This window comes from Variovorax glucosi (assembly GCF_051216695.1).
In the GTDB taxonomy this organism is placed as follows: domain Bacteria; phylum Pseudomonadota; class Gammaproteobacteria; order Burkholderiales; family Burkholderiaceae_C; genus Variovorax.
Genome location: NZ_JBPJZE010000003.1, coordinates 145,971 through 169,431, shown reverse-complemented (window position 1 = coordinate 169,431; position 23,461 = coordinate 145,971). Strand labels below are relative to the sequence as shown.

The following is a 23,461-nucleotide window of genomic DNA, read 5'->3' as shown; positions in this document are numbered from 1 at the left end:
GCTGCCGCTCAGCCTTCGTGCGCGCCGAACATGGCGCGCGCGTAGTTGATGCCGATGCCGTAGCCGCCGCCGAACTTCTTCGCGATGCCGGTGGTCATGTCGTAGGTGTCGGTTCGCGCCCAGTCGCGCTGCATTTCCAGCAGGTACTGCAGGGCGGTCATCGGCTGGCCGCCCGCCTGCACGATGCGTTCGATGGCGCGGTTGTGCGCTTCGAGCGAGATATCGCCGCAGGCGTCGGCGATCACGAACACCTCGAATCCCTGGTCGATGGCCGACAGTGCGGGGCCGACGATGCAGACGCTGGTCCACAAACCCGCCAGCACGATGCGCGACTTGCCGATCTCGTTGATGCGGCGGATCACGGCCGCGTCTTCCCAGGTGTTCATCGACGTGCGGTCGAGCAGTGCCTGGCCGGGAAACGGCGCGGTCACTTCCTCGAACATCGGGCCCGAGAAGCTCTTTTCGGCCACGGTCGTGAGGATGGTCGAGGCGCCGAAGCCAGCGGCCGACGCTGCGACCAGCCCCGCGTTGGAGCGCAGCAGCACCGGATCGATCGAGTTCGTCGCGAAGGCCATCTGCGACTGGAAGTCGATCATGACCAGCGTGTGGTCGGTCGGCTTCAGCAGCTTGGCGCCGGGGGTCGGGGTGGCTGTGATGTTCATGATTCGGGACCTTTGTCGATGAGGAAAGTGAGCGATGGAAAGAGACAACGAGGCAACGGGACGAAGTCATTCTTGAATGCGCATCCGTTGCCGGCATCTCTCTTTCGAGCAACATTCGCCATCCATACGAAGATGTGTCCGATCTATACCAAGGCTCAATAGCGCCCGCGCGATCCGCTTCCTAGACTGGGCAACGCGACCAGCCACAGGAGTTCGAATCATGTTCATCAGTTCATCCGCGCCGCCGGCCCAGATCGCAGTGGCGGTCCTGCACAAGGACCCTCTGGTGCGGGCCGGCCTGACATTCATCCTGGCTACCGAAAAGGATTTCGATGTGAGCGTGGTGGATCGCTGCGCCTCGACTGCGGACGTGGTGGTCGCCGATTACGACACGGCCCTGGCTTTCTTCGACGGCGACCGGGCAGGGGCCGCCGGAGAGCGGACGACGCACCGACCTCGCGTGATGGTCGTCAGCCACCGCGACGGAGAGTTCGAGATCCGCCATGCGCTCAGCCTGGGCGTGAATGGCTACCTGCTGTTGGACTGTGGCCTGGACGACATGATCAGCGGCGTGCGCGCATTGCATCGCGGGCAACGTCACCTCGACCGCACCGCGGCGCAGCGCGTCCTCGAAAGCCTGCATCATGAAAGCCTCACGGCACGCGAAGGCGACGTCCTGCGCCTGATTGCCGAAGGTCTCCTGAACAAGACCATCGCCGGCAAGCTGAACATCTCGCTCGGCACGGTGAAGGCGCACGTCAAGGCCATCCTGGCGAAGCTGGGTGCCAAGACGCGGACCGAGGCCGCTGCAGTTGCGCAGCGGCGGGGGCTGCTCAACGGCGCACGGCTCGCCGTCAGCTCCTGAAGAACGCGAGGAGGTCAGGGTTGATCACGTCGGCATTTGTCGCGCACATGCCGTGCGGGTAGCCGGGATAGACCTTCAGCCTCGCATTCCTGACCAGCTTCGCCGTCAGTTCGCTCGAGATGGCCAGCGGTACGACCTGGTCGTCGTCGCCATGCAGCACCAGTGTCGGTACATCGATCTTCCGGAGGTCCGCCGTGAAGTCGGTCTCGGAGAAGGCCTTGATGCCTTCGTAATGGGCCTGGATGGAACCCATCATTCCCTGTTGCCACCAGTGGTCGCGAATGCCTTCCGACACCTTCGCGCCGGGGCGGTTGAAGCCGTAGAACGGCATCGAGAAGTCCTTGAAGAACTGCGGCCGGTTCGCCGCCACTGCTGCACGGATGCCGTCCAGCACTTCCATCGGCACACCGCTCGGGTTCGCAGCCGTCTTCGCCATGAGCGGCGGCACGGAACTGATGAGGACCACCTTGGCTACCCGCTTGCTGCCGTGCCGGCCGATGTAGCGGGCGATCTCGCCGCCGCCCGTGGAATGACCCACGTGAATCGCCTTCTGCAGGTTCAAATGCGCCGTCAGCGCGGCCAGGTCGTCGGCATAGTGGTCCATGTCGTGGCCGGTCGAGCCCTGGCTCGAGCGTCCGTGGCCGCGGCGGTCGTGGGCGATCACGCGGAAGCCCTGCTGCACGAAGAACAGCATCTGCCCGTCCCAGTCGTCCGCACTCAGCGGCCAGCCGTGCGAGAACACGATCGGCTGGCCCTTTCCCCAGTCCTTGTAGAAGATCTGCGTGCCGTCCCTGGTGGTGATGGTGTTCATGGAGCGCGTTTCTTTCGGGAGGTTCGGCCCGGCAGCCATCGCAGCGAAGGGCAGGCCGGCAGCTGCGGCGATGCCGGCGCCGCCAGCCAGCAGTTTTCGTCGACTCGCACGGGTCGCGTCGGATGGATCGGATGGGTCGGGGGATTTCGAAGTTGTCATGGAATGGTTCCTGGATGGGTGGATCGGCATGCATCCATTGTTGGAATCCATCCTTTTCCTGCCCTCTCCCCATGAGCGAAGGCGGCTATCGCCCATAGGAGGGTGAACGACGAGCGCCGATGCGCGCGACCGCGACGCTCAGGCCGCCGCGACCGGCAGAAGAAAGGTCATTTCAGTTCCGCGCGGCAGTTGCGGCCGGGCCCACAGGCGACCGTGATGCGCCTCCACGATCGACCGGCAGATGGCAAGTCCCATGCCCATGCCGTGGGGCTTGGTCGTGAAGAATGCATCGAACAACCGGTCGAGATGCTGGGCTGCCACGCCATCGCCAGAGTCGGTCACGCTGATCGCAACTTCGCCTTCCGGCGTGGATGCGGTCCGGACCACGACCAGCCGGGTCGGGTCCGCGCTTTCCCTGATCGCCTCGATGCCGTTCTTCAGGAGGTTGGCGAGGACCTGCTGGATCTGGATCTTGTCGCCGAGCACGAACGCCGGGGCGTTGAAAGGGCCGGCCTGTACGCGGACACCGTAGCGCTGTGCCTCCGCCCGCATCAGCGTCACCACCTCGTGGATGGTTCCCTGGATGTCGAGCCTCGTCAGTTCGATGCCCGATTTGCGCGCCAGCGCCTGCAAGCCCTTGATGACGCCGGCCGCACGCGTACCGTCCGCCAGCATCCGCGTGAGTACCTGCTCGAGCTCCCCGAAGTCGGGCGCCGGGCGACGCAGCCAGTTCAGTCCGGCGCTGGCGTTGGTCACGATGGCCGCGAGCGGCTGGTTGATCTCGTGAGCGATCGAAGCTGCAAGCTCGCCCATGGTGGTCAGCCCGGACACCCGGACCAGCTCGGCCTGTGCGTCGCGCAGCTTCTTGTCGACCTCCCGCCGCAACGCGAGATCGCGGAAGACCAGGACCGTGCCGGTAATGTTTCCGCGGTCGTCGATGATGGGCGAGGCCGATTGCTCGATCGGGATCGGCGAGGTGCCGTCACGGGCCAGCAGGAGCACCTGGCTGTTCGCCTGCCGTGCATGAGCCTCGATCTGTGCCTCGATCTGTACCTCGATCCGCAATCCGGTTTCCTCGTCCACGGTGCGATAGACCTCCCCGAGCTGCAGGCCCAGCGCTTCGGCCGAGCGGAACATGGTCAGGCGTTCCGCGACCGGATTGAGGTAGGTGATCAGACCGGCGTCGTCCGCGGAAATGACGGCATCCCCGATGCTCGAAAGCGTCGCCGCATAACGCCGCTCGCTGTCTCTGAGCTTGCGGTCGGCGGCATGCTTGTAAAGCGCCATCTCGACCGCCGTGCGCAGCTGCGAGTCTTCGAACGGCTTCAGCAGGTAGCCGAACGGCTCCGTCACCCTGGCGCGCCGGATGGTCTCGTCGTCGGCGTAGGCGGTCAGGAACACCACCGGAATGTCGCAGGTCAGGCGCATCTCCTGCGCTGCATCGATGCCGTCCATCGCGCCTTCGAGGCGGATGTCGGTCAGCGCCAGGTCGGCGGATGTCGCCATGGCGAGTGCGCTGGCTTCCTCGCCGTGCGAGGTGATGCCGACCACCTCGTAGCCGAGTCGCGTCAGCTGCTGCTTCAGGTCGCGGGCCACCACCCGGTCGTCTTCCACCACGAGGATCCGGGCGCTTCTCATGGCGCGGTCCGTGTCTGCGCTTCCGCATCGAACGTCACCGTGAAGCGGGTTCCGCGATGGCGATCGACGACGAGCTCGCCGTGGATCTGCTGTGTCAGGTCGTCCACGAGCTGCAGGCCCAGCGAGTCGGCCTGGGACACGTCGATGTCCGACGGAAGACCGACACCGTCGTCCGCGACGGACAGGACGTGGCGCCCGGCCGCTGTCGTGTGCAGTGCGATGCGTATCTCGCCGGACCGCTCTCCCGGAAATGCGTGCTTCAGCGCATTGGAGACCAGCTCGTTGACGATCAGTCCGCAGGACACGGCCCGGCTAAGGCCGAGCTGGATGTCCTGGACCGTGGATGTCAGCTGCACCTTGCGCTCGTCGGTGCCGTAGGCCCGGGCAAGCTGTGTGCAGAGGTTCCCGATGTGCGCAGCCATCGGCACACGGGCGAAGTTGCCCGCCCGGTAGAGATTTTCATGAACGAGGGCCATCGAGCGGACGCGGTTGCGGCTGTCGGCAAAAAGCTCGGCGACGGCGGGATCGGCGATGCGCGACGCCTGCAGGTTCAGCAGGCTGCTGATCAGCTGCAGGTTGTTCTTGACCCGGTGGTGCACCTCTTGCAGCAACGACTCCTTTTCTCCCAGGGAAGCGTTCTCCATGGACGTGGCCGCCGTCGATGCGAGCAGCGTGAGGATGGCCACCCGTTCCGGCGTGAAGATGCGTTCCGCGAGCGTGTTCTCGAGGTAGAGCAGCCCGATCAGTTCGCCCTGTTTCACCAGCGGCAGGCAGAGAACGGACCGGGCCCGGGACTTCGAGAAATAGGGATCGCCGGAGAACGGCCCCGGCTTTCGCGCATCGTCGATCAGGACATGCGCCTTGCTGCGAATCGCGTAGTGCAGAAGCGAAAGCGGCAGCTCGTCCGCGGTCGCCGGCTCGCTTCTCACGATGACCCCGACGCCGCGTTGGCCGGTACACGCGCTCGCCTCTATGCGCAGCCGATCGCCTTGCGGAAGCACCAGCAATCCGCGATCGGCGCCTGCGTGCTCGAGCGCGATGGTCATCAGGGTGCGCATGAGATTGTCCAGGCCCTTCTCGGATGCGACCGCCTGCGATGTGCGCAGCAGCGTCTCGACATCGACCGTGCTCGCCACGCGGTCGATGCCGGCCTTGCCGTTTGGGCGATCGGGGCCGAACTCGTCCCGGAGACAGTCGTGATCGCGGTCGAGCGCCGCCACCTTGCCGGTCGCGCCCCATCGTTCGTAGGCCTGCCGCGCCGACCTGAGCAGCGCGTTCGAGATCGAATGCATTCCCTGCGAAAAATGGAACTTTGCAGACAGCTCCAGCGCCATGGCTTCGACGTGCGGAAAAGCCGACGCGCGTGCGGACGCGACCGCGATCTCGTACTGGCGCATGGCCTGGGCCGAGTCGCCCTGCAGGCGCGCATCCTCGGCTCTGAGCAGCGAGGATCGGCAGAGAAAATTCTCGGGGCAGTGGCGTGCCCAGATATCGATCTGTTTCCGATGGAAGCGCAGCGATGCCGATTGCCCGCGGGCGGCGCCGATCAGGCCGCTGTAGAAATGGTATTCGGCAAGTTCGAAGTGTCCCTTCGATGTCCATGTCAGCGGCGCCGCATTGGAAATGGCGTGATGCGCCTCGGCGATCTCACCGGCAAGGAACCGGGCCTGCGCCTTCCTGATCCAGTACCAGCAGGCGGCGATGTCGAGACTTCGATTGCTCGCGAAGTGCTGCTCGAAGCCGAACTCGTCGAAGGTCGCGTCGTCGAAGGAGCCCAGGCGGCATGTCGTCCCCTGCAGCGAGGCGACCAGTTGCTGCTGCGCCGTGATGATGTCGACGATCAGCCCGAACTTCGCGTCGACCACGAAGTCGAGCCGTTCCCGCGCTTCGAGCCGAACCCTGTCGAGCGGCTCGCCGGCGCCGAGCAGGCTCGTGACTAGGCAGCATGAGCTGAAACCCGCGTAGGTCACGTCGCCCGTTTCGCAAGACACCTGGAACGCCCGGCGAAGCAGGGGGTGGCCGGAGCGGATGTCTTTCGCCCAGGGAATCACGTGGTGACTGAAGCACATGTAGACGCGAGCCCTGTAGCGCGTGAACGGCGTCTTCTCCACAAGGTCGAGGCCGAGCTTTCCCAGGCGGAAAGCGGTCGCGTAGTCGCCGAAGTACGGACCGACCATCATCCCGAGATAGGCGTACGCAAGCGGCGAGGCGTCCGTGTTGCCGTATTCGAGGCTGAGGTTCGCCATCCGGCACAGCACCAGACATACGAGGTTCTCGTCGCTGAAGAATGCCGGCGGCAGCACTGCGGCAAGGACATCGACGATCGCGCGTCGCAGCGGGTCCACCATCGTCGGCAGGTCGAGCAGCGATTCGACCGGGCGCCCCGCGAGACGCTCGACCAGCAGCGCATGTTCCCGAGCCACTTCCTCGCGGCTGGGATGCACCGGCCATGGCGTGTCGACCTCCTGGAGAAACGACAGGCAGACGTCGATCGCCTGCGCACTCCGGTCGAGCGCGAGGCAGACCGTCACCAGCAGCCATGTCACGCTGGCCTTGTCGACCAGGTTCGCGGCACGCGCTCCCAGCAGGCACAGCCTCGTGGCGGCGTCCTGTGGCGAGCCGGTCAGGAACTCGCACTCCGCACGCACGCGATCGATGTCGAAGGACAGCCGGTATTCGGTCCGCCACGCATCGGACGGAAGCAGCCGTGCCGCGCCGATCGCGTACGAAAGGGCAGCTGCATACGCCACCTCCGTCATCGCCCGCCGAGCCGCAGCGAGATACAGGGCCGCTACGCGCAATCGCTCTTCGGGCAGCAACAGGTCGATGCAGCGTGCGAACTGGTTGACCGCCTCGAAGATCTGCGCCTCGTCTGCGCATCCCGCCGTGCCGGGGTACATCGACCGACCGATGCGCAGATGCATCGACGCTCTCTCCGGAGCCGGAAGCAGGTCGTAGGCGGCCTCCTGAATCCTGTCGTGCATGAAGCGGTAGCTGCCGGCGCCGTGGGTGACCAGTCCGGCCTGTCGTGCAGAGGAAAACTGCGCATGGATCTCGGGCGCCGCAGCCCCCGACACGCGCGACAGCATCTGCACGGTGGCGCTTGCGCCGATGCCGGCGAGCAGCATCAATATGTTCCGGTCCGCGACCGACAGGCGCGACAGCTTCTGCGCCATCAGGTCCGCGACGTTGTCGCTGTAGTTCAGGCGGCCGATGCGGACGAGGTCCCACTGCCACCGCAGCGAAGCCCGGTCGAACCAGACCAGCCGCTCATCTCCCAGCGCTGTGAGGAACTGGTTGGCGAAGAAAGGGTTGCCCCGCGTCTTGTCCCAGACCAGTGCTGCGAGTGCCGCACTTTCCGCCGTCTCGCCGCGCAATGTTTTCGCTACCAGCGCTTCGAGGTCGCTGCCGCTCAGGGGCTGCAATACGAGTTCGTGCATGGGCATGCCCGTCTTCCGGAGCATGGCGAGCGTTGCGGTCAACGGATGTTGTGCGTCTACTTCGTTGGAGCGGTAGGCACCTACCAGCAGCAGATGACGTGAATCGGGTCCGGTTGCCAATGCCGCCAGGAGTTCGAGCGTGGCCGTGTCCAGCCACTGGAGGTCGTCGATGAAAAGGACCAGCGGACGGTCGGCGCTGCCGAAGACCGCGAAAGTGCGCTGGATCGTCTGCAGGAAACGCAGACTGCTTTCCGTCGCGGATGCGTCCGCCAGTGCCGGTTGTCTGCCGATCACGTGCTCGATCTCGGGCACGAGGCCGACGACGATCTGCCCGTGCTGGCGCACGGCTTCGAGCAGGCGGATTCGCCATGAGGCGATCGCTTCCCGGTCCAGGCCCAGCAGATTGGCGATCAGGCTTCGCAAGGCCTGCGCGATGGTTGCATACGGGATGTCGCGCTTGTGCTGCTCGAGCTTGCCGGCGGCGAAAGGGGCATGCTGCGCAACCAGCACCTTTCGAAGCTCGTTGACCACGGCGCTCTTGCCAATTCCCGAGTAGCCGGAAACCAGCACCATCTCCGTCCTGCCGGTGGTAGCCACATTGCGATAGGCCGCAAGCAGTTCGGAAATCTCGGCTTCGCGTCCGTAGAGCTGCTCGACGACCAGCAACCGGTCCGGCACATCCGTCGATCCGAGCGCGAAGTTCCCGATGGTGGTGCCGTCGCTCGCCAGGCCGTCCAGGCAACGACGCAAGTCGGCTTCGAGTCCGGCAGCCGTCTGGTAGCGATCGTCGGCAGGCTTGCGCAGCAGGCGCATGACGATGTCGGAGACGACCGGCGGCAGGCCCGGAACCATCGCCGCCGGCGCGACCGCCTCCTGTGCAATATGGCAGTGCACCCATCCCATCGGGTCGGATGCCTGAAAAGGCAGCTTGCCGGTTGCCATTTCATAGAGGGTCACGCCCAGCGAGTAAAGATCGCTGCGCGTATCGAGTGACCGGTTCATCCTTCCCGTCTGCTCCGGCGACATGTAGGCCAGCGAATCCGTCATTTCAAAGACGGTCTCCGCATGCAGCTGCTCGCGCGAGATCAGCGATGCGCCGCCGAAACCCGTCAGGAAAACGCGTTCGCTCTCGTCGACCAGCAGATTGCAGGGCCTCAGATCCTTGTGCACGATGCCGCGAAGGTGCATGTCCCCGAGCGCCCTGGCGATTCCTATCGCGATGCCCAGCAGGGAAACGAGGGGGAACGGCTGGCCGATCGACTCGTGCAGCGGTGTACCGCCGGGGTCCGTCAGCAGCATCGCCGGCTGCCCGCCGTGCCGGATCAGTTCCAGCGGAACCGTCGCGACTTCGGGATCGAGGCGGTTGCGAAACGAATAGGCGTGGTTGAGGCGCCGTTGCGAAATCGACTGGAATCGCCCTCCCGCACAGACGGCCAGGAGCATGGGCGGACCGTCCTGATGCGTGACCCGGTAAAGGGTTGTTCCATCGGCCTGCCGCAGTACGGTGAGCAAGGCCGAAGACATCAGCCGATCCGCGACGGGCGACATTCGACCGTTCGACCGGGCGATGTCCGACGGCGTCATGCCGTAGGCGAATCCAGCGCTCGCTGCACGCATCGAAGAAGCGCGCCTTCGTCGAAAGGCTTTGACAGGAAATCGAGGCAACCGGCGTCCATGGCGCGCCGACGCGCTTCTTCGTCGCCGTGGGCAGAAATGAAGATGACGGGAACGGTGCTGCCCGCTTCGTTGAGGAGCCGCTGCAGTTCCAGTCCCGACATGCCCTTCATGCGCAAATCCACGATCAGGCAGTCGATGCTTGCGGCCATGCCCGAATCCAGGAACGCCTGCCCGGAGGCATACGACTGGTTGTCGAATCCGACGGATCTCAGCAGGGCGCCGACCGCCATGCGGACTGAATCGTCATCGTCGACTATGCAAATATTCGGCTTGTCGCGCACGCAGATACCTTCTATTACCGCCGACTTGGTCGTCTGGCGATCATAGGAAGCGCGGTGAATTCCGCCATTACACCTTTGTATAGTGCAACTGCGGAATTCAAGATGGATGTGCATTTGAAATCCGCACTGCCATGCGAACGAGATCCGGCAGCGAATCGGCCTGCATTTTGGTCATGACCTGCCGTCTCTGGACTTTGACCGTGATCTCGCTCGTGCCCAATTTGGCGGCGACCAGTTTATTCAGCATTCCCGACACGACCAGCGCCATGACCTGACGCTCGCGAGGCGTGAGCTGTTCATAGCGCGTCCTAAGGTCGTTGAGCGCTTCGCGGTGGTCGCCCGCAGCACGATCCCTTTCCAGCGCACGGTGAATGGCGTCCAGCAGCTCGTCTTCGGCGAAAGGCTTGGTCAGAAACTCCACCGCACCCGCCTTCATCGCCCTGACGGACATGGGAATGGTTCCGTGCCCGGTGATGAAGATGATCGGCAGGTCCCTGCCGCGTTCGATCATTGCCTTCTGGACGTCGAAGCCACTCGCACTCGGGAGTCTGATGTCGAGCACCAGGCAGGCCGGTCCTTCCGGATCGGACTCGAGCAGGAAATCCTGTGCCGAGTCGAAAGTCTTGCACCCGAGCGAGACCGATCGAAACAGGTTCAGGAGAGCCGTTCGCATCGATTCGTCGTCATCGACCACGAAGACGACGGGCATCAACTCTTGTTTCACTGGCATCGGCAAGGTCGATATAAATCGCAATGTTAACGTGTTGTTAACAATTTTGGAAAAGCGTTTTATCTACTCCTTCAGGCGATTTCCATGCAATTGCCGATATCACCCAGGCCGCCTCACGCATAGCTCCTTGGAGATAGAAAGAGGTCGCCCGAAATAATTCCGGGGAAAACCATTCCGTGAATACGATGAGTTGCCTTATTCCTTGGCAACAACCTGAAAGAACATAGTGAAATACAAGCACATTGCAATTATTGTTTTTGTCGGCGTTTTCGCCTCGGGCATCGCATCTGCGCAAACCGGTAAAAAGGTCGACGACGTGAATGCCCAGACCGGTGTGTCGGACAGCATGCAGAGCCAGCGTCCCAGCGGCACGATGCCGGAGTCGCGTGCAAACGTGAAGGCGAGCGCAAAACAGAACGCCAACAGCATGACGAATTCGGATATTCCGATGGGTGAGGCGTCGACTCGCTCCAAGGGACAGATCAATGCAGTGCCGAAGATCGCGAGCACGACAACCCGTGCCGAAGTTCGCAAGGAAGCGCGGTCGGCCAAGCCGAAGGATGGCCAGAACTTCACTCCTGCCAAGTGACTTCCCGTACGCGCACTTTCAGATCTTTTCCGGCCTTCCGATTCTTCAGGACGGCGCGTCCAGGGGGTCGCGGCGATCAGATCGTCGCGGTTTGCGTCTGCATCTTCCGTTCACGCGCCACGAGCCATTCCGTCGCCTGCGCCGCCGGCATCGGCCGCGAGAACAGATAGCCCTGCCCCTTGTCGCACTGCAGCCGGGCGAGTTCGACCGACTGCGCTTCGGTCTCGATCCCTTCTGCGACGGTGCCCATGCCCAGGCTGCGCGCCACCAGGATGGTGGCCTCGATCAGCACGCGGTGATGATTGCTCGAATCCACCTGGCTCACGAAAGACCGGTCGATCTTCACCACGTGGACAGGAAGCTGGTGCAGGCAGGCCAGAGACGAATAGCCCGTGCCGAAATCGTCCAGCGCGAGCCGGATCCCGAGCGCATTGAGCTCCTGCAGCCGCTGCGTGATCTCCTGGTCCTGCGCTGCGAAGCTTTCGGTGACTTCCAGCTGCAGATCGCCAGCGGCCATGCCGGTGTCGCGCAGTATCTCGACGACATGAGCGGCCAGGGTCGGATCCGTGAGCTGCACGCGCGACACGTTCACCGACATGTGCTGCGGCGCGTTTGCGCCCAGTTGACGCTTCCAGGACACGCTCTGCGCGCAGGCGCTTCGCAGCACGAAGCTGCCGAGCGCGCCTACGAGCCCGGTTTCCTCGGCGATCTCGATGAACTCGAACGGCGGCACGATGCCGCGCACCGGATGTTTCCAGCGCACCAGCGCTTCCATGCCGGCGCAGGCGCCATCGCCCATGCGGACGATCGGCTGGTAGACGACGAAAAGTTCGTCCTGTTCCAGCGCGCGGCGCAGATCGCTCTCGATGGCGCTGCGCCGCGCCACCTTCTCTTTCATCGCGGGTTCGAACACGCAGAAACGCGCACCGCCGGCCTGCTTGGCAAAGCGCATCGCGATACTGGCGTCCTGCAGCACCGAATCCGCATCGCCGCCCGACCGGTCCGCAAAAGCGATGCCGAGGCTGGAGCTCAGGTGGACCGGTCCGCCGGCCAGCCGATACGGCGCGTCCAGCGCGCCGAGCAGTTGCTGCGCGACGACCGAGACCTGTTCGACGTTCCCGCAGTCTTCGACCAGTACCGCAAACTCGTCGCCGCCCAGCCGCGCAACCATGGCGCGAGCGGTCCGGTCGGCGCTGTCGTCCAGCGCAAAGCGGACCAGACGCTCGGCCATGCGCTGCAGCAACAGGTCGCCGGCGGCATGGCCCAGGGAAACGTTGAACTGGTTGAAGCGGTCGCCGTTGATGAAGATGACGGCCAGCGGAGCTTCGCCGGCGGTCGCGGTGGCGCGCGCGATGCGCTCCAGCACCACGGTGCGATTCGGTATGGCCGTCAGGCTGTCGGTGCGCGAGATGTCGCGCAGCCGGGTGTCGATGCGGTGCTGCTCCTGCTGGCCGGCGAAGGTCGCGTCGGTGATGGTGAACATCAGCGTCTCGAGGTCCAGCTTGACCAGGCTGATGTCCAGCGTCTGCACGGTCGAGGCCGAGCCGAGCGGAATGCGCAACGCTTCGCAGACGATCTCGCCCGGCAGCGCATCGGCCGCTGCGCGTGCGCGCAACCCCGGCGTCTTCGGCTCCAGCACGTCGAGCAGATTGAGCAGATCGCCACCGGGTGCGAGCGGCATCAGCAGCGTGATCGCCATCGGATTGATCATCCGGATGTCACCGCCCATGTCCGTTTGCACCAGGCCGATGGGCGCCTGATGGAGAAACTGCATCAGCGATTCGTAGGCCGATGCATCGGTGCTCAAGTCGTGGTCTCCGCCAGCCAGCGGACCACCCGATTGCGCCCGTCTGTCTTGGCCATGTACATGGCTGCATCGGCGCGTTTGAGCAGCTCGTCGATGCTGCCGATCTCCGGCACCAGGCCGGCCACGCCAGCGCTCACGGTGTAGCTGATGGCCACGCCGTCGACGGTCGGCGCGTTGGCTGAGACGTGCTGGCACATGCGCTGCGCCATCGTCAGCGCATCGTCCTCGGACGCACCCGGCATCAGCACGATGAACTCTTCTCCACCGAAGCGCGACACGATGTCGGTGCTGCGGAAGTTGGCTGAGAGCCCAGCGGCCAGATGGCGCAGCACCGCGTCGCCGGCTGCATGGCCGTAGGTGTCGTTCACGATCTTGAAGTGGTCCGCATCGAACACGATCACCGACAGCGGCATGTTGCCCTGCATGCAGCGTTCCATCGCAACCGCCGCAGCCTCGTAGAACGCACGGCGGTTCACGAGTCCGGTGAGGTGGTCTGAGAACACCGATCGGCGCAGGGCCTCGTTGGCTTCGCGGTGGTCGCTGATGTCGCGCACGATCAGGCTGTAGGCCCGGTCGTCGTCGTGGTCTGCAACTGCCGCTCGTCGAGCATCCCCTGCGACGTTCTCGGGCGGATGCAGCGGCGCGATCAGGCAGCTGCCCCAGTATTTCTCGCCGTTGGCCCGCCGCAACCAGCCTTCCTCCAGATTCCAGCCGCTCAGGTCGGCTTCGCGCAGCCGGTCGGCAGTCCGGTGGCGCAGGCGGTCGTCGTCGGGGAAGATGATCGAATAGGGCTTTCCGACCGTGTCTTCCGCCTCGAAGCCGGTGACTTGCCGGATGCCGGGATTCCACTGCTGTATGGCGCCGTCGCGGTCGAGCGAAAGCAGCGCGTAGTCGGTGATGCCGGTGACGATGGTATGGATCCAGGCCTGGCTCATGCGCAGTTCGCGCTCGCGCTTGACCGAGACGGACACATCGTCCATCACGGCCATCAGCCGTTCGGCATCGAGCTTCAGCAGCGTGAGCGACAGCACCTGCGGATCGCGACGTCCCGGCAGACCTGAGTCGATCTGCAGATGCATCGCGTCGCAGATCTTGCCGTGCAGCGGCTCGAAGGCGCGGACGCGGTGCGGCAGGTCCGGCGCGATATCGGCCAGTACATCGAACAGGTTGGAAAGGCCGCCGTCTTGCGACAGCGGCATCAGCAGCGCACCGCATAGCGGGTTGATCATGGCGATCTCGCCGTCGATGCGCATCTGCGCAAGGCCGATCGGCGCCATGTAGAGAAACTGCAGCAGCGCCTCGTATTCTTCTTCCGGGCCTGTCGGCCCACCGAGGCCCGCCGGAACCGGTGCGGTGCTCACGCCGGACGCTTGATGAGGACGTAACGCAGGCCGGAAGCGGTTCCGGCGAGCAGGCGCAACTTGACCTTGATCGGACGCATGCGCAACGTCAGCACGTAATCCAGGACCTCGTCGAGCCCCGTACCGGATGCCGCGGCATCCTCGAAGCGCTGTGCAACAAGGAAATTGTTCATGCAGGGCGCCACGATGGTGAAGAGCGGGTAACCGACTACCTTCGAGACCGACAGGCCCGACATTTTCGATTCGAAGGCGCTGTAACGACGAACGACGGTTTCGGCGTCGAAGCCGATCACGCCGAACTGGAAAGTATCGACTTCCGAATCGGGAGCACGTTCAAGCTCTGCAAGAAGGTCTTCGTGTTCAAACGGAATGGTAGGGATGTCAGTCATGGCGAAATGGAAACTTCTGCTGTAGATGATCCATCGGCGGGTTTGCCATGAACTTGAATTGTTTTACGTAAGATTTTTTCCTTTCGTTACTACTGCCCATGGTTCTCCCGGCATGACGACCGCGTCGCCGGACGGCATCGTTTTGAAGAGAAATGACGATGGCGCCTCGCAAGGCACCGTGCTAAGAAATGAACTCTCTCTCCCCACGAGGAAGTTCATGACGATCACCATCAACGGATCCCAGGCGGAATTGCCCGGCGACCCGCGTACCTCATTGCTCGATTTCCTGCGAGAAGACCTCCATCTGTTCGGCGCCAAGAAAGGTTGCAATCAGGGCGCTTGTGGCGCTTGCACCGTGCTTGTCGATGGCGAGCGCGTGCTGGCCTGCCTGTCGCTGGCGGTGCAATGCGAGGGTCGCTCGGTCACCACCGTCGAAGGGCTGGCGCCAAAAGGCGAACTGCATCCGCTGCAACAGGCTTTCATGGCGCACGACGGCTTCCAGTGTGGCTATTGCACGCCGGGCCAGATCTGCTCGGCGCTGGGTATGGCCGAAGAGCTGCGACGCGGCGTTCCGAGCCACGTGAGCGCCGATCTGTCGATCGACACCTTCGTGCTGAGCCACGACGAACTGCGCGAGCGCATGAGCGGCAACCTCTGCCGCTGCGGCGCCTACAACGGCATCGTCGCGGCCATCGCCGAGACATCGACGTGACGCCGTTCACCTATGCGCGAGCCCGCGATGCGGGTGACGCACTTCGACTCGGTGGTGCCGCGGGTGCCAGGTACCTCGGCGGCGGCACCAATCTGGTCGACCTGATGCGCGAAATCATCGAGCGTCCCGGCACGCTGGTGGATGTGACGGGTCTCTCGTCCGAGATCCAGGAGCGCGACGACGGCAGCCTGCTGATCGGCGGCGCGACCCGCAACACCGCGCTGGCCGCGCACCGCGCCGTGCGCACGCGCTATCCGGTGCTTTCGCGGGCCATCATTGCCGGCGCATCGGCGCAGATCCGGAACATGGCGACGGTCGGCGGCAACATCCTGCAGCGAACGCGCTGCACCTATTTCTACGACGACGAGGGTTCGCGCTGCAACAAGCGCAACCCCGGCCAGGGCTGCGACGCGGTCGACGGCTTCAATCGCATCCACGCGATCCTAGGCGCGTCGCAAAGCTGCGTCGCGACCCATCCTTCCGACATGTGCGTGGCACTCGCTTCGCTGGGTGCGGTGGTGCATTTGCGCAGTGAACAGGGCGAACGCAAGGTCGACCTCACGGAACTGCATCGCCTGCCTGAAAGTCATCCCGAGGTAGAGACGCTGCTTGCGCCGGGTGAGCTGATCACGGCGATCGAACTGCCCGCGCTGGCTTTTTCAGCGCGCTCGACCTATCGCAAGGTCCGGGACCGTTCCAGCTACGCTTTCGCGCTTATTTCCATAGCGGGCGCCATCGAGCTGGATGGCGACATGGTGAAAGACGTGCGCATCGCGTTGGGTGGCGTCGCGCACAAGCCGTGGCGTGCCTGGAAAGCGGAGGCGGCACTCAAGGGGCGTCCAGCAACCGCAGAGAACTTTCGCGCCGCGGCCGAAACCGAGCTGGCCGATGCTCGCGCCCTGCGCGACAACGGATTCAAGATAGAGCTGGCCAAGCGGACCATGGTTGCCACGCTGACCGAACTGACGGAGATGAAGTCATGAACATCATCCACGAGACCGTTCAGGCGGTCGTCAAGAAAGCCATAGCGATCGCGCCTGACGCATGGATGCCCGGTGGACAACCAGACCCGATGATCGCGCGCACCCGCGGACTGATCGGCGCGCCCATCTCGCGGATCGACGGTCCGCAGAAGGTGCGGGGTCAGGCGCGTTTCGCGGCCGAGTTCCCGATGGAGGGCATGGTCTACGCCGCGCTCGTCTACAGCACGATTCCGAAAGGGCGCATCGCGGCGATCGATACGGGTACGGCGCAGTCGGCACCCGGCGTGGTCCTGGTGATGACTCATGAGAACGCGCCGAAGATGAAGCCGATGCCGCTGTTTCTATCGAAGGCAAAGGCCTCCGGAGGGGACGATCTGCCGGTGATGCAGGACAACGAGATTCACTGGAACGGCCAGCCCATCGCGATCGTCCTGGCGGAGACGCAGGATCAGGCCGATCATGCGGTGGCGCTCGTCCACGTCACCTACGAGGCCGAACCGGCGACGACGTCCTTTGCCGAGGCCAAGGCGAAGGGCACCAGGCCGGGCACCTTCCAGGGCGAGCCGCTCAAGATGGAGATCGGCGATGCAGAAGCGGCGCTGGCTGCCGCGCCGCATCGGGTCGACATCAGCTACACGACGCCGCGCCACAACCACAACGCGATCGAACTTCACGCCGCGACGCTGGCCTGGAAAGACGAGGAGCTGACCATCCACGACGCATCGCAGGGCGTTGCACACATGGCCTGGTCGATGGCCCAGGTGTTCTGCCTCGACGAGAAGCAGGTGCATGTCACTTCGCCATTCGTCGGCGGCGGATTCGGTGGAAAGACGCTGTGGCGCCACCAGGTGCTCGCCGCAGCGGCTTCGAAACTTGCCGGCCGGCCGGTGCGCATCATGCTGACGCGCGAGGGTGTGTACCGCGTGGTCGGCGGGCGCACGCTGACCGAGCAGCGCGTCGCCATCGGCGCGCAGGCCGACGGGCGTTTCGATGCGTTGATCCATACCGGCGTGGTCGCGATGACCGAGCACAACAATCTGCCCGAACCGTTCGTGCTGCCGGCGCGTTCGGCCTACGCAGTCGACAACATCAAGCTGGATGTCGAAACCGCGACGGTCGACATGCTGGCGAACACCTTCATGCGCGCACCCGGAGAGGCCGTGGGCACTTTTGCCCTGGAAAGCGCCATCGACGAATTGGCCCACGAGATGCAGATGGACCCGATCGAGCTTCGCCTCCGCAACGAACCCGACAAGGACCCGACCACCGGCGCGCCGTTTTCTTCGCGACATATCGTCGAGGCTTACCGGGCCGGTGCCGATCGTTTCGGCTGGAGCGAGCGAAACGCGACACCCGGATCGCGGCGCGAAGGCGAATGGCTGATCGGTATCGGCTGCGCGACGGCGACCTATCCCTACTACCGGATGCCGGGCGGCGCGGCGCGAATCACGCTCTCGCAGGACGGGCATGTGAAGGTCGAGGTGGCGGCGCACGAAATGGGCATGGGGACTGCAACGGCGCAGACGCAAGTGACGGCCGAGCGCCTCGGACTGTCGATGGAAAACGTGCAGTTCTGTCACGGAGACTCGCGATTTCCGGGCGTCGTGCTTGCCGGAGGCTCGCAGCAGTCGGCCTCCATCGGCAGTGCCGTCATGGCCGCACAGCACGAACTCATCGCCGAACTCCTGAAGCTTGTCGGAAAGGAATCGCCGCTGCATGGCCTGAAGTCGGACGAGGTCGAGGGGCGCGACGGCGGGCTCTGCAAGCTCGACGAGCCTGACCGGTTCGAAAGCTATATCGGTATCCTCGCAGACGCCGAGTGCGACGAACTGGTCGTCGAAGCCAAGGCGCCTCCGCCGCTGGAAACGCAGCACTGGTCGATGCATTCGCACGGCGCCATGTTCTGCGAGGTGCGCGTGAACGAAGTCACCGGCGAGACGCGCGTCAGCCGCTTCCTCGGCTCGTTCGATTGCGGCCGCATCCTGAACGCGAAGACGGCGAGCAGCCAGTTCCGCGGCGGCATCGTCATGGGCCTGGGCCTTGCGCTGATGGAAGAAACGCAATTCGACGAGCGCAACGGTCGCATCATGAATCCGAGCCTTGCCGAATATCACGTGCCGGTGCACATGGACGTACCGGAAATCGACGTGATGTGGACCGATATCCCTGATCCGCACTCGCCGATGGGCGCACATGGCGTGGGCGAGATCGGGATCACGGGTGTGGGCGCGGCGGTCGCGAATGCGGTGTTCAACGCGTGCGGGAAGCGGGTGCGCGATTTGCCGATCACGCTGGACAAGCTGATGTAGCCGGCAATTCGCGGCAATAACGAAAAAAGGCCGGCAACACCGTGTTGCCGGCCTTTCTCGTTCGTGCGGCAACGACCGGATCAGAACGGAATATCGTCGTCCATATCGTCGAAACCCGACGAAGACTTCGCCGGCGCAGGTGCCGGACGCGCTGCCGGTGCGCGAGGCGCAGCCGCGGCGGGACGCGAATATCCCCCGCCCTGCCCGCCGCCACCGCCCTGCCCATACCCGTCGTCATCCTGACCACCGCTCTGCGGTCCGCCCATGCCTTGCCGGCTGCCCAGCATCTGCATCTGGTCGACGCGGATGTCGGTCGCGTACTTCTCGACGCCGTCCTTGTCCTGGAATTTCCGTGTGCGGATCTGTCCCTCGACATAGATCTGCGAACCCTTGCGCAGGTATTGCGCGGCGATCTCGGCGAGCCGGCCGTTGAACACCAGACGGTGCCATTCGGTGGCTTCCTTCATTTCGCCGCTCTGCTTGTCTTTCCACTTGTCGGTGGTAGCGAGCGTCGCGTTGCAAATCTGGTCCCCGCTGGGAAATGTGCGTGTTTCCGGGTCGCGGCCGAGATTGCCGACGAGGATGACTTTATTGACCGATGCCATGAGCGGTGCCCCTGATGTGTGTACGTCGAATATTCTGCCGAGCAGCCCGGTTTTCGCCCGATGGAGGCAAAAAAGAATGGTCTTCCGCGGGGCTGTAGCGAAGCGCGGAACCAGTCTGGAGGGCGGCAAACCTGATGACCGATGTTATCGCGACTTCCAAGGTCGTCGCGCCGTGCAAACTTGCCCTTGTCGACAGAAGCTCAGACCTGGATCAGGCCCCATCGAAGGGCAACCAGCGTCAGTTCGGCCTGGTTGTTCGCGTTGAGCTTCTGCTTGATCCGGTACAGGTGCGAGCCGACCGTGCTCAAGGACAGGTTCAGCGTCGCGGCGATCTGTGCCACCGACATGCCCTGGGCGAGCTGAAGGAACACGGAGAACTCGCGCGTGCTGAGTGTCTCGGCCGGAGGGGCCGCGCCGTCGAACCGGGCGACAGCCAGCGCCTGGGCCGTGGCGGCGTCGATATAGCGCTCGCCGCGCGCCACCGCGCGCAGCGCAGCGATCAGTGCTTCGGGCGCGCTGCGCTTGGTCAGGTAGCCGAGGGCTCCGGCCTGCAGCACGCGGTGCGGGTGCACCGTGTCTTCATGCGCTGACAGCGCCAGTATTCGTGCCCCGATATCGTGCGCGAGGATGCGCCGGATCGCCTCCAGTCCACCCATGCCGGGCATGGCGAGGTCCATGACCACCACGTCCGGACGCACCTGCGGATAGCTCTGGCAGGCCTGCTCGCCTGTGTCCGCCTCTGCCGCGACCTCGATGAGGGCGTTGGTCAGCAGCATGCGAAAACCCATGCGCACCAGCGCGTGGTCGTCGACCAGCATCACGCGGATCGGTCGGCTGTCGGAAGTCATGCGTTCTCCATCGAACTCGGCAGGGGTAGCCTGACGGTCAAGCGCGCGCCACGCGGTGCGGCGGGTTCCAGGCGCAGTGTGCCGCCCAGGCTGTCGATGCGCTCGGTCAGCCAGCGCAGGCCATAGTGACCGGTGCCGGCGGCGCCGGCCTCGGCACCCGCCGGTCCGCGACCGTCGTCGCACAGGGTCATCGTCAGGAAACTCGTGTCGCAGTGCAGGCTCAGCACAAGGTGACCTGCTTCGCCGTGGCGCAGCGCATTGGTCATGCCCTCCTGGGCGGCGCGATAGAGCACAAGGGCGGTGTCGTTGTCGAGCTGCAGGCCGTCGGGCGGCGTTTCCAGGTGCCAGTCGAGCTGCAGGCCGGCATGGTTGGTGCGCGTGCGTTCGACAAGGTCCTGCAGCGCGGCCACCAGGCCGAACTCGTCCAGCACCAGCGGCGTCAGCCGCGGGATCAGCCCGTGCATGGCCGTGTAGAGCCGAGCCGACTCCTCGGCGATCAGCATGGCGGCTTGCCCGGACTGCGGGTCCGATGCCTGCACGCGCTGCGTGATCGACAGGGCCATGCTGCGCATGGCGGTGACCGACTGGCCGAGTTCGTCGTGCAGTTCGCGCGCGATGAGCCGGCGTTCCTGTTCGATCTTCCGGTCGACCCAGCGGCCCAACGCACGGCTCTCGGACAGCCGATGCTCGGCCCGCACTGCGCGCTTTTCGGTCTCGATATGCTGGCGCAGCATGCCGACCATGCGATTGAACGCGGTGCCGATGGCGCCGGCCTCGGTGCCGGGCAGTGCCGGCAGCGACACGTCGAAGCGGCCGGCTTCCAGCTGATTGAGCGCATCGACGATGTCGGCGAACGGACGCGTCACGCGGCCCACGACCCAGTACGCGCCGGCGTTGATGAGCAGCAGCAGGCCGAGCACGCTCAGCAGCAGTGGAATGGCGTCGTCCCAGGCGTCCAGCACCGCGCGCGAGGCATTGGCTCGCACGATGAGCCGGCCGTCCGGGAAGTCGATGGACCTCTGCGCGGGCTCCGGCGAAACGATGCGGGCGAACCACGCCGGCGCGTCGCGTCCGGCCTTGTAGACAGGGGCGGGCGAGCGGTACAGCGCCTTTCCGTCGGCATCGAGCAGCGTGATGTCGTTGGAGCGCAGGCGCCCCATGCTCTGAAGGAAATCCTGCATGGCTTGTGCACCTTGCGTTTCGTGGAGCAGCGTCGTGCGATAGAGCAGTTGCGACACGACACGGTTGGCGGCCACGACTTCCTCGTGAACGGATTCGCGCATGGACCGCAGCGTCAGCGCCAGCGTGGCGCCGACGAAAGCCAGCGTGAGCAGGCTCACGATGATGTTGATTCTGAGCCGCAGCGTCATGGCGTCTCGCCGTCCTCGAAACGCCCGGTGCGCGCGTAGGCGTCCAGCGCGGTCTTCATCGCCAACGCCATCGACGGCGCCGCCGGATCGTGACCTCCGGTGTCGGCCCATCGCAGACGGCTGTGCGCGATGCGCTCGTGCACCGCCTGAGCTGCCTGCGGCGGACAGACCCGGTCGTCGCGGGCGTGCAGCAGCAGCGTCGGTACGCGAGGCAGGGCGCCGAGCCTTTCCAGCAACGGCGGTCGGTCCAGCCAGCAGCCATGCCGCAGATAGTGGCTCTGCACCCGGTAGCGGTCGACCAGCATGTCGCCGGGTGGCGCTTCCGCGGTGCCAGTGCCGCCGCCGAGCGCCTGCTCCCAGTGCCACCAGGCCAGCGCGAGCCGGCGTTGTACTGCACCATCGTCCGCCGGGGCGGCGTTCAGCGCGCGCGCCAGAAAGCCCAGCATGTCCGCGCGCTCGCATTCCGGCGCCAGCTCGGCGAAGCGCGCCCAGGCTTCGGGTGCGTGGCCGGCGCCGTCCTGGAAGAACGCGGCGATGTCCTCAGCGCGCGGCAGGAACACCGCGCGCAGCAGCAGCGCCGATACCGCCTGCGGTTCGTGCAGGGCATGGGCCAGCGCGAGCGTGGCACCCCAGGAGCCGCCAACCACGAGCCAGCGGGCGATGCCCAGGTGTTCGCGCACGCGTCGCAGGTCGTCCAGCAGGTCGGCCGTGCGGTTGTGCGTCGTGGCGCCACGCGGCCGGCTGCGGCCGGCGCCACGCTGGTCGATGGCGATGACGCGATAGCGCGCGGGATCGAAGAAGCGCCGCAGGAACGGCGAACTGCCGGAGCCGGGTCCGCCGTGCAGCACCACGGCGCAGAGGCCGTCCGGCGAACCGCAGTCGTCCACCTGCAGCACGTGCCCGTGCGTCGCTTCCAGAGCGAAGCTGCAGCGCGGTGCGGAGGCGGGATAGAGCGGACTGGGAAGCACGGCGAAATGGTAAGTGCCGGATGGCCGTTGACCACCTCATGAAAATCATGAACCTCGATTCAAGATTTCCAGCCTGTGCACGATCCGGTCCGGGCGGCACGATGCTGGTCGGAACACACGCAAAAGCAGTTCCCGCAGACACCATCCGGCACTGCGCAATGCAACAGGAGATACGACATGCAATGGCAAACACCGACGGCAACTGATCTTCGCTTCGGCTTCGAAATCACGATGTACGTCACCGCGCGCTGAGCCCTGCGCCGACGACCGGCCCGCCCCGGGCAACCAGGGCGGGCTCCGATTCCCCGATTCTTTTTTCGCCAGATCATCCATGCGCATCACGGTCCTCGGCTCGGCGGCAGGCGGCGGCTTCCCGCAATGGAACTGCAACTGCCGCAACTGTGCCGGCGTGCGCGCGGGCACGTTGCGCGCCAAGCCGCGCACGCAGTCGTCGATCTTCGTGCAGGCGGACGAGGGTGCCGACGGCGTGCTGTTCAACGCCTCGCCCGACATCCTCGAACAGATTCGCAGCCACCCTACGCTTCAACCCGCGCGCTCGCTGCGCGACAGCGCGATCGCCGGCGTGGTGCTGATCGACGGCCAGGTCGACCACGTCACCGGCCTGTTCATGCTGCGCGAACGTGGCAAGCCGCTGCCGCTTTGGTGCACCGATCCGGTGGCGCAGGATCTGGGCCAGGGAAATCCGGTGCTGCGCGTTCTGTCGCACTACTGCGGCGTGGAGCGCCACGCCATCTCTCTCGAAGGCCGCAGCTTCGAGGTGCCCGGCGTGCCCGGCCTGAGCCTGCGCGCGCTCGCGCTGGACGGGAAAGCCGCGCCTTATTCGCCGCATCGCGAGCATCCGGTGCCGGGCGACAACATCGGCGTGACCGTTGTCGACAGCCGCACCGGGCGCAGCCTGTTCTACGCGCCGGGACTGGGTGCCATCACGCCGAGCGTGTTCGACGCCATGTCGGCCGCGGACGTCGTGATGGTGGACGGCACCTTCTGGAGCGACGACGAGATGCCGCGCCTGGGCGTGAGCAGCAAACACGGGCGCGAGATCGGCCACCTGCCCCAGTCCGGCGAAGGCGGGATGCTGGAGTGGCTCGGCCGCCTCCCGGCCACGACCCGGCGACGCATGCTGATCCACATCAACAACACCAATCCCATCCTCGACGAAGACTCTGCCGAACGCGCCGCGCTGCGACGCGCCGGTGTCGAAGTCTGCGAGGACGGCATGACGATCGATCTCTGACA

General features: G+C 65.0%; 20 protein-coding genes. 7 read left to right on the top strand and 13 right to left on the bottom strand.

The window, feature by feature from the left end:
• Positions 1-8: 8 nt before the first annotated feature.
• The gene (locus ACSFA3_RS15540) at positions 9-662 is read right to left on the bottom strand and encodes an isochorismatase family protein (protein WP_435506384.1); all 654 of its coding nucleotides are present in this window, start codon (positions 660-662) and stop codon (positions 9-11) included.
• 220 nt (positions 663-882) lie between these two features.
• Here ACSFA3_RS15540 and ACSFA3_RS15535 point away from each other — a divergent pair, with 220 nt between their 5' ends.
• The gene (locus tag ACSFA3_RS15535; RefSeq protein WP_435506383.1) at positions 883-1,527 is read left to right on the top strand and encodes a LuxR C-terminal-related transcriptional regulator; all 645 of its coding nucleotides are present in this window, start codon (positions 883-885) and stop codon (positions 1,525-1,527) included.
• On the opposite strand, the gene ACSFA3_RS15530 is transcribed toward ACSFA3_RS15535, so the two are convergent.
• The 5 genes from ACSFA3_RS15530 to ACSFA3_RS15510 all read right to left on the bottom strand — a co-directional run bounded on the left by ACSFA3_RS15530 (position 1,517) and on the right by ACSFA3_RS15510 (position 10,242).
• Complete coding sequence (locus ACSFA3_RS15530; protein ID WP_435506910.1) at positions 1,517-2,338, bottom strand: alpha/beta fold hydrolase; 822 nt, start codon at positions 2,336-2,338, stop codon at positions 1,517-1,519. The two genes, ACSFA3_RS15535 and ACSFA3_RS15530, sit on opposite strands and share 11 nt — an antisense overlap.
• A gap of 297 nt (positions 2,339-2,635) precedes the next feature.
• Positions 2,636-4,135 carry an ATP-binding protein gene (locus ACSFA3_RS15525; protein ID WP_435506382.1) on the bottom strand — a complete coding sequence of 500 codons (1,500 nt, stop codon included), beginning with the start codon at positions 4,133-4,135 and terminating at the stop codon, positions 2,636-2,638.
• A complete protein-coding gene (locus ACSFA3_RS15520; RefSeq protein ID WP_435506381.1) occupies positions 4,132-9,192 on the bottom strand; it encodes an AAA family ATPase in 5,061 nt (1,686 codons plus the stop codon). Before ACSFA3_RS15520 ends, ACSFA3_RS15525 begins: the two co-directional genes overlap by 4 nt.
• Positions 9,156-9,647 carry a response regulator transcription factor gene (locus tag ACSFA3_RS15515; protein WP_435506380.1) on the bottom strand — a complete coding sequence of 164 codons (492 nt, stop codon included), beginning with the start codon at positions 9,645-9,647 and terminating at the stop codon, positions 9,156-9,158. The genes ACSFA3_RS15520 and ACSFA3_RS15515 overlap by 37 nt, the downstream gene beginning before the upstream one ends.
• Positions 9,631-10,242 (bottom strand): response regulator transcription factor, encoded by a 612-nt coding sequence (locus tag ACSFA3_RS15510; protein ID WP_435506379.1) that lies wholly within the window; start codon positions 10,240-10,242, stop codon positions 9,631-9,633. The genes ACSFA3_RS15515 and ACSFA3_RS15510 overlap by 17 nt, the downstream gene beginning before the upstream one ends.
• Positions 10,243-10,579: 337 nt before the next feature.
• Here ACSFA3_RS15510 and ACSFA3_RS15505 point away from each other — a divergent pair, with 337 nt between their 5' ends.
• On the top strand, positions 10,580-10,852 hold the full coding sequence (locus ACSFA3_RS15505; RefSeq protein ID WP_435506378.1) for a hypothetical protein: 273 nt from the start codon (positions 10,580-10,582) through the stop codon (positions 10,850-10,852).
• A 76-nt stretch (positions 10,853-10,928) separates the two neighbouring features.
• On the opposite strand, the gene ACSFA3_RS15500 is transcribed toward ACSFA3_RS15505, so the two are convergent.
• The 3 genes from ACSFA3_RS15500 to ACSFA3_RS15490 are packed head-to-tail and all read right to left on the bottom strand — an operon-like array spanning position 10,929 to position 14,409.
• Complete coding sequence (locus tag ACSFA3_RS15500; RefSeq protein WP_435506377.1) at positions 10,929-12,659, bottom strand: putative bifunctional diguanylate cyclase/phosphodiesterase; 1,731 nt, start codon at positions 12,657-12,659, stop codon at positions 10,929-10,931.
• The gene (locus ACSFA3_RS15495) at positions 12,656-14,020 is read right to left on the bottom strand and encodes a sensor domain-containing diguanylate cyclase (protein WP_435506376.1); all 1,365 of its coding nucleotides are present in this window, start codon (positions 14,018-14,020) and stop codon (positions 12,656-12,658) included. Before ACSFA3_RS15495 ends, ACSFA3_RS15500 begins: the two co-directional genes overlap by 4 nt.
• Positions 14,017-14,409 carry a phosphonate transporter gene (locus tag ACSFA3_RS15490; protein WP_435506375.1) on the bottom strand — a complete coding sequence of 131 codons (393 nt, stop codon included), beginning with the start codon at positions 14,407-14,409 and terminating at the stop codon, positions 14,017-14,019. The genes ACSFA3_RS15495 and ACSFA3_RS15490 overlap by 4 nt, the downstream gene beginning before the upstream one ends.
• Positions 14,410-14,626: 217 nt before the next feature.
• Between ACSFA3_RS15490 and ACSFA3_RS15485 the strand changes: the two genes are divergently transcribed.
• The 3 genes from ACSFA3_RS15485 to ACSFA3_RS15475 are packed head-to-tail and all read left to right on the top strand — an operon-like array spanning position 14,627 to position 18,413.
• Positions 14,627-15,121, top strand: coding sequence for a 2Fe-2S iron-sulfur cluster-binding protein (locus ACSFA3_RS15485; RefSeq protein WP_435506374.1), 495 nt, complete (start codon positions 14,627-14,629; stop codon positions 15,119-15,121).
• Positions 15,118-16,104, top strand: a complete 987-nt coding sequence (locus tag ACSFA3_RS15480; protein WP_435506373.1) for an FAD binding domain-containing protein — start codon at positions 15,118-15,120, stop codon at positions 16,102-16,104. The genes ACSFA3_RS15485 and ACSFA3_RS15480 overlap by 4 nt, the downstream gene beginning before the upstream one ends.
• Positions 16,101-18,413 (top strand): xanthine dehydrogenase family protein molybdopterin-binding subunit, encoded by a 2,313-nt coding sequence (locus ACSFA3_RS15475; protein ID WP_435506372.1) that lies wholly within the window; start codon positions 16,101-16,103, stop codon positions 18,411-18,413. Before ACSFA3_RS15480 ends, ACSFA3_RS15475 begins: the two co-directional genes overlap by 4 nt.
• Before the next feature lie 80 nt (positions 18,414-18,493).
• Here the strand turns inward: ACSFA3_RS15475 and ssb are convergent, their stop codons facing one another.
• The 4 genes from ssb to ACSFA3_RS15455 form a co-directional block, all read right to left on the bottom strand.
• The gene (ssb, locus tag ACSFA3_RS15470) at positions 18,494-19,018 is read right to left on the bottom strand and encodes a single-stranded DNA-binding protein (protein ID WP_435506371.1); all 525 of its coding nucleotides are present in this window, start codon (positions 19,016-19,018) and stop codon (positions 18,494-18,496) included.
• 200 nt (positions 19,019-19,218) lie between these two features.
• Entirely contained in the window at positions 19,219-19,866 is a 648-nt protein-coding gene (locus ACSFA3_RS15465) for a response regulator (RefSeq protein ID WP_435506370.1), read from the bottom strand.
• Positions 19,863-21,236: a HAMP domain-containing protein gene (locus ACSFA3_RS15460; protein ID WP_435506369.1), complete on the bottom strand. Its 1,374-nt coding sequence runs from the start codon at positions 21,234-21,236 to the stop codon at positions 19,863-19,865. The genes ACSFA3_RS15465 and ACSFA3_RS15460 overlap by 4 nt, the downstream gene beginning before the upstream one ends.
• A complete protein-coding gene (locus ACSFA3_RS15455; RefSeq protein ID WP_435506368.1) occupies positions 21,233-22,204 on the bottom strand; it encodes an alpha/beta fold hydrolase in 972 nt (323 codons plus the stop codon). The genes ACSFA3_RS15460 and ACSFA3_RS15455 overlap by 4 nt, the downstream gene beginning before the upstream one ends.
• A gap of 177 nt (positions 22,205-22,381) precedes the next feature.
• Between ACSFA3_RS15455 and pqqA the strand changes: the two genes are divergently transcribed.
• On the top strand, positions 22,382-22,456 hold the full coding sequence (gene pqqA, locus ACSFA3_RS15450) for a pyrroloquinoline quinone precursor peptide PqqA (RefSeq protein WP_435506909.1): 75 nt from the start codon (positions 22,382-22,384) through the stop codon (positions 22,454-22,456).
• 79 nt (positions 22,457-22,535) lie between these two features.
• Positions 22,536-23,459 carry a pyrroloquinoline quinone biosynthesis protein PqqB gene (gene pqqB / locus ACSFA3_RS15445; protein ID WP_435506367.1) on the top strand — a complete coding sequence of 308 codons (924 nt, stop codon included), beginning with the start codon at positions 22,536-22,538 and terminating at the stop codon, positions 23,457-23,459.
• Positions 23,460-23,461: the final 2 nt, after the last annotated feature.

Bases quoted from the DNA above. Each gene is read 5' to 3' on its own strand.
- ACSFA3_RS15460 (WP_435506369.1), bottom strand. From the start codon at position 21,236: ATGACGCTGCGGCTCAGAATCAACATCATCGTGAGCCTGCTCACGCTG.
- ACSFA3_RS15485 (WP_435506374.1), top strand. From the start codon at position 14,627: ATGACGATCACCATCAACGGATCCCAGGCGGAATTGCCCGGCGACCCG.
- ACSFA3_RS15525 (WP_435506382.1), bottom strand. From the start codon at position 4,135: ATGAGAAGCGCCCGGATCCTCGTGGTGGAAGACGACCGGGTGGTGGCC.
- ACSFA3_RS15515 (WP_435506380.1), bottom strand. From the start codon at position 9,647: ATGCACATCCATCTTGAATTCCGCAGTTGCACTATACAAAGGTGTAAT.
- ACSFA3_RS15530 (WP_435506910.1), bottom strand. From the start codon at position 2,338: ATGAACACCATCACCACCAGGGACGGCACGCAGATCTTCTACAAGGAC.
- ACSFA3_RS15520 (WP_435506381.1), bottom strand. From the start codon at position 9,192: ATGCGTGCAGCGAGCGCTGGATTCGCCTACGGCATGACGCCGTCGGAC.
- ACSFA3_RS15475 (WP_435506372.1), top strand. From the start codon at position 16,101: ATGAACATCATCCACGAGACCGTTCAGGCGGTCGTCAAGAAAGCCATA.
- ACSFA3_RS15540 (WP_435506384.1), bottom strand. From the start codon at position 662: ATGAACATCACAGCCACCCCGACCCCCGGCGCCAAGCTGCTGAAGCCG.
- ACSFA3_RS15510 (WP_435506379.1), bottom strand. From the start codon at position 10,242: ATGCCCGTCGTCTTCGTGGTCGATGACGACGAATCGATGCGAACGGCT.
- ACSFA3_RS15490 (WP_435506375.1), bottom strand. From the start codon at position 14,409: ATGACTGACATCCCTACCATTCCGTTTGAACACGAAGACCTTCTTGCA.
- pqqB (WP_435506367.1), top strand. From the start codon at position 22,536: ATGCGCATCACGGTCCTCGGCTCGGCGGCAGGCGGCGGCTTCCCGCAA.
- ACSFA3_RS15535 (WP_435506383.1), top strand. From the start codon at position 883: ATGTTCATCAGTTCATCCGCGCCGCCGGCCCAGATCGCAGTGGCGGTC.
- ssb (WP_435506371.1), bottom strand. From the start codon at position 19,018: ATGGCATCGGTCAATAAAGTCATCCTCGTCGGCAATCTCGGCCGCGAC.
- ACSFA3_RS15465 (WP_435506370.1), bottom strand. From the start codon at position 19,866: ATGACTTCCGACAGCCGACCGATCCGCGTGATGCTGGTCGACGACCAC.